2 protein-coding genes and 1 pseudogene are annotated in these 5,804 nt (G+C 58.8%); all 3 read left to right on the top strand.

Features of this window, described 5'->3' with window-relative positions:
- Positions 1–609: 609 nt before the first annotated feature.
- A pseudogene (locus AC07V8_RS25680) lies at positions 610–3,625 on the top strand (YadA family autotransporter adhesin); the annotation flags it as partial.
- A 469-nt stretch (positions 3,626–4,094) separates the two neighbouring features.
- Positions 4,095–4,280 (top strand): hypothetical protein, encoded by a 186-nt coding sequence (locus AC07V8_RS25675; RefSeq protein ID WP_494681187.1) that lies wholly within the window; start codon positions 4,095–4,097, stop codon positions 4,278–4,280.
- A gap of 79 nt (positions 4,281–4,359) precedes the next feature.
- The coding region (locus tag AC07V8_RS25670; protein WP_494681186.1) for an ESPR domain-containing protein at positions 4,360–5,804 on the top strand (1,445 nt) is incomplete at its 3' end.

Here is a 5,804-nt window from a genome sequence, read left to right as displayed (position 1 = left end):
AGCAGCACGAACAGCAATGTCACATCGCTGTCCAGCGGTCTGAGCACAACGAATAGCGGCGTATCGTCGCTGTCGACTTCCGCGTCGACAGGCCTGAGCAGCACGAATAGCAACGTCACTTCGCTGTCCAGTGGCCTGAGCACGACAAATAGCAACGTGTCGTCATTGTCGACCTTGACTTCGACTGGCCTGAGTTCGACGAACAGCAACGTCACCTCGTTGTCCAGTGGCCTGAGCACGACAAACAGCAGCGTATCGTCACTGTCGACCTCGACCTCGACGGGCCTGAGCAGCACCAATAGCAACGTGACTTCACTGTCCAGCGGCCTCAGCACCACCAACAGCAATGTATCGTCGCTGTCGACCTCGACCTCGACCGGTCTGAGTACGACGAGCAGCAACGTCACCTCGCTGTCCAGTGGCTTGAGCACGACAAATAGCAATGTGTCGTCATTGTCGACCTCGACTTCGACTGGCCTGAGTTCGACGAGCAGCAACGTTACTTCACTGTCCAGCGGACTGAGCACAACGAATAGCAACGTGTCGTCGCTGTCGACTTCGACGTCGACCGGCTTGAGCAGCACCAACAGCAACGTCACTTCACTGTCCAGTGGCCTCAGCACCACCAACAGCAGCGTATCATCGCTGTCGACCTCGGCGTCGACCGGCTTGAGCAGCACCAACAGCAACGTCACCTCGTTGTCCAGTGGCCTCAGCACCACAAACAGCAACGTGTCGTCATTGTCGACCTCGACTTCGACCGGTTTGAGCAGCACGAACAGCAATGTCACATCGCTGTCCAGTGGCCTCAGCACCACCAACAGCAGCGTATCGTCGCTGTCGACTTCAACCTCGACCGGCCTGAGCAGCACCAACAGCAATGTCACTTCGCTGTCCAGCGGTCTGAGCACCACCAACAGCAGTGTGTCTTCGTTGTCGACTTCCGCGTCGACAGGCTTGAGCAGCACCAACAGCAACGTGTCGTCATTGTCGACCTCGACTTCGACTGGCCTGAGTTCGACGAACAGCAACGTCACCTCGTTGTCCAGTGGCCTGAGCACGACAAACAGCAGCGTATCGTCACTGTCGACCTCGACCTCGACGGGCCTGAGCAGCACCAATAGCAACGTGGCTTCACTGTCCAGCGGTCTCAGCACCACCAACAGCAGCGTATCGTCGTTGTCGACCTCGGCTTCGACGGGTCTGAGCACGGCGAGCAGCAACGTCACTTCGTTGTCCAGTGGCCTCAGCACCACCAACAGCAGCGTATCGTCGTTGTCGACCTCGACTTCGACGGGGTTGAGCGCGGCCAACAGCAACGTCACTTCGCTGTCCAGTGGTCTGAGCAGCACCAACAGCAGTGTTTCGTCGCTGTCGACCTCGGCTTCGACGGGTCTGAGCACGACGAGCAGCAACGTTACTTCGCTGTCCAGCGGCCTGAGTACTACCAATAGCACCGTGTCCTCGTTGTCGACGTCGACTTCGACAGGCTTGAGCAGCACGAATAGCAATGTCACTTCGCTGTCCAGCGGTCTGAGCACCACTAACAGCAGTGTTTCGTCGCTGTCGACTTCCGCGTCGACAGGCCTGAGCACCACCAACAGCAGCGTATCGTCGCTGTCGACATCGACTTCGACTGGCCTGAGTTCGACGAACAGCAACGTTACTTCGCTGTCCAGCGGACTGAGCACGACCAATAGCAACGTGTCGTCGCTGTCGACATCGACATCGACTAGCTTGAGCAGCACAAACAGCAACGTTACTTCGCTGTCCAGTGGCCTCAGCACCACCAACAGCAGCGTATCGTCGCTGTCGACCTCGACTTCGACTGGCCTGAGTTCGACGAACAGCAACGTTACTTCGCTGTCCAGCGGACTGAGCACGACCAATAGCAAACGTGTCGTCGCTGTCGACGTCGACCTCGACCGGTCTGAGTACGACGAGCAGCAACGTCACCTCGCTGTCCAGTGGCCTCAGCACTGCCAACAGCAGCGTATCTTCGCTGTCGACCTCAACCTCGACCGGCCTGAGCAGCACCAACAGCAACGTCACGTCGCTGTCCACCAGCCTCAGCACGACCAACAGCAGCGTGTCGTCGCTGTCGACTTCGACATCGACCGGCCTGAGCAGCACCAACAGCAACGTCACGTCGCTGTCCGCCGGCCTCAGCACGACCAACAGCAGTGTGTCATCGCTGTCGACGTCAACCTCCACTGGCATCAGCAGCAACACCAGCAACATAGGTTCCTTGTCTACGGGGCTGAGCACAACGAATAGCAACGTGACCTCGTTATCAAGCGGGGTTGCGAATGCCGTTCAATATGACAATCCGGGTCATACAAGCATCACTTTGGGTGGCGTTGGCGCAACCACGCCGGTTATCCTCACGAACGTTGCTGCTGGCGTGAAACCAACTGATGCAGTGAATTTCAGCCAGCTATCATCGTTGTCGACTTCGACTTCGACAGGCCTGGGTTCGCTGTCGACGGGATTGAGTTCGACTAACAGCAACGTGAGCTCGTTGTCGGCGTCGGCCTCGACCGGTTTGTCGAGCAACACCAGCAGCATCAATTCGCTGTCGACCGGCCTGTCGAGCGGCACCTCGAACGTCAATTCCCTGTCGACCGGGCTGTCGACCACCAACGGCAATGTCAGCTCCTTGTCATCGTCGACTTCGAGCGGGATCTCTTCTCTCTCGACCGGCATCTCGTCGCTGTCGACCGGCTTGAGCCAGATTACTTCGATCTCGAGCGGCATGAGCAACATCGCCAACGGCACGACCTCTTTGTCGACAACGCTGACATCGCTGGTGGACGCGTCGAAGAATGCGACTGCGAATGGCGGCACGCTGGGCGGTACGACGATCGGCGGCGCCAACAGCAATGGCACGGTGCAAACGCGCGGCACCAGCGGCAATGCAATCAGCAGTGTGGTGGCGTCGACGTGCAGCAGCGTCAACGGTGTGGATGCCACCGGTACCGGGCTGTGCGCGCAGGCGACCAAGGACGGGGCAACGGCGATCGGCTCGAACGCCCAGGCTACCGACACCAACGCCACGGCGGTGGGGTTCCGCGCCCTGGCATCGCAAGCCGGTTCGGTGGCGATCGGCTATAACGCCCGGGCGACTGGCGATCCTACCGTGGCAATCGGTAATAACGCTTTGGCTTCGGGCAACGACGCGGTGGCGACCGGAGCCGGTGCGCAAGCCACGGCGAACAACTCGGTCGCGCTGGGCGCCTATTCGGTGGCGGACCAGGCGAATACGGTATCGGTCGGTTCTCCTGGCAATGAACGTCGTATCACCAATGTCGCGGCGGGCGTCAATCCGACCGACGCTGTCAATATGTCTCAGCTGAATAACGTGCAAAACCAGATCGGCGATGTCAAACGCATTGCCTACTCCGGTGTGGCCATGAGCATGGCGATGTCGGGCGCGGTGACAAGCGCGTTGGAACGCGGTGAGGGCCGGGTAGGGGTCGGCATCGGCTCCTATCAGGGCTATGGCGCGCTGGCCTTGCAGTTCCGGGCGAAGAGCAGTACTGGCAATAACACCTGGGGCGTTGGCGTCAGCACCACCGGCAGCGCCTGGGGTGTATCGGCCGGCGTCGATTTCAAATTATGGTAATCCTGCCGGCGGATAGCTTGCCAGGGACCGCGTGACGTAAGCAATAAGACGCCCGGGACAAAAAACGCAATGACTCAGTCGTTACGGGGTTTTTATCGCCTGGATTTTAATGAGTGTTTCCGTAAGGCTATTTAACAATTGCTTTCAGAAAATTTCAAATCGGGATTTTACTTGCCGTTTATCAATTTAAGTGGCCGGCAGGAGTCAAATAGTTGGTTTGCGGCAAATAAAATGTGAACAAATGTTACTCATTGTCAAAGATTGTTAAGTTGCGAAAAATAGAACACGGCGTGGTGATAAATTGCGGCTGTCTCAAGATTTATCTGAGAGCTGAGCTCTTGATGTTTGAAGCGGCAGCAGGGATACGACAAATCAAAAAAACCAAATCAGGTCAGTTCACCCCGTCGCCCTTGATGTGATTAAAGAGTTCTTTGCGGTTAGGTCAACGCTAAATTTTCGAGGGGAAAATATGAACAAATTGCATCAAGCGGTCAAAGTCCGGCCGTTGCTGGCTTCAAACATGACTCCTGACTTTGTCCGACAAAACGGCAAGGCCCTTGCTGGCCTGGCTTTGTTGTTCCCCTTGGCCATGGTGTTTTCCGTGAGCACTGCAGAGCGCTTGCTGGCGGCCGTCCGCTACCTGTTTTCCATCTAGTTTTTCCGAATTTTCTGTTTCTGCGTGATCGATTCGATCCCTTAGAGCAAGTTGTACTCACTTTTGCATAGAGCCAACCATGAATAAAATTTACCGCACCGTATATAGCCAAATCCTGGGCACCTGGGTTGCCGTCTCGGAACTGGTTGCCGCCAAGGGTAAGCGATCGGGAGTCAGCTGCTCCGTCGGCGCGCCAGCCATGGCAGAGCGCTCGGTGTGGGGAGCATTCCTGACAGGTGAGTTCCCGCTCAGAAGCACCGTGCTGGCTCTGGCAATGGTGCTGCCGTTTTCAGCATACGCCAGCACCATCGCCAATACAGGCGGCTCAGGTTGCGGCACCAACTATACGGGCGCGGATGGCACGTCGATCACCTCGACGCAAACCGATGGTAGCGGTTACTACTCGACAGTTGCCGGTTGCGGCGCCAATGGCGGCAATCTTCTTGCCGTGACCTTGTTCGGCGCCGGCAGCCAGGTCACTGGCGCATACGGCACGGCTTTGGGTTTCATGAGCAAGGCTGGCAATCTGGCGACGGCGGTCGGTGTGCAAGCCAATGCATTCGGCCAGAGCAGCGTGGCGGTCGGCTTGTTGAGCCAGGCCAGTGCGGTCAATACCGTTTCCATCGGCTCGGGCGGCAGCAGCAGCTCGCCGACCGCAGCTAATTCCACCCAGGCTGCTGCTGCCGGCGCCGTGGCGATCGGCGGCAATGCCACCATGGGCGCGCAGGCCTTGGCCGCTGACGGCCTGGCAATCGGCGGCCAGTCGTCGGTCGCTTCCGGCGCGACTGCCGGCGTTGCGCTGGGACGCGGCGCTACGGCGTCTTATGCCAATAGCGTGGCGCTGGGCGCCGGTTCGACGACCGGTGCGGCAGCGCCTACCGGCACCGGTTTCCTGACCGGCACAGCTGCGCCGTTGTCGGAAGTGTCGGTGGGCTCGGCTGCGGCACTGCGCCGCATTACCAATGTCGCTGACGGTTCGGCGCCGCGGGATGCGGTCACCGTGGCGCAATTGAGCACCGGCATGAGCACCACCAACAGCAACATCACTTCGCTGTCGACTTCTGCTTCGACAGGATTAAGCACTGCCGCCAGCAGCGTGACATCGCTATCGACTTCATCTTCGACCGGCCTGAGCACCACCAACAGCAGCATCGCTTCGTTGTCGACTTCCACGTCGACCGGCTTGAGCACGACCAACAGCAGCGTGACTTCGCTGTCGACTTCGGCTTCGACCGGCCTGAGCACGGCCAGCAGCAGCATCGCATCTTTATCGACCTCAACCTCGACCGGCTTGAGCACCGCCAACAGCAACGTGACCTCGTTGTCGAGCGGTTTGAGCACGACCAACAGCAACGTCACTTCGCTGTCGACCTCGACCTCGACCGGTTTGAGCACGACCAACAGCAGCGTGACGTCGCTGTCGACCTCGACCTCGACCGGCCTGAGCACCGCCAGCAGCAACGTGGCCTCGTTGTCGAGCAGCCTGAGCACGACCAACAGCAGCGTCACTTCGCTGTCGACCTC

Source organism: Collimonas sp. GW821-FHT02H07, assembly GCF_059421505.1.
The sequence above is the reverse complement of the archived record's forward strand: the minus strand, read 5'-3'. Positions and strand labels throughout refer to the sequence as shown.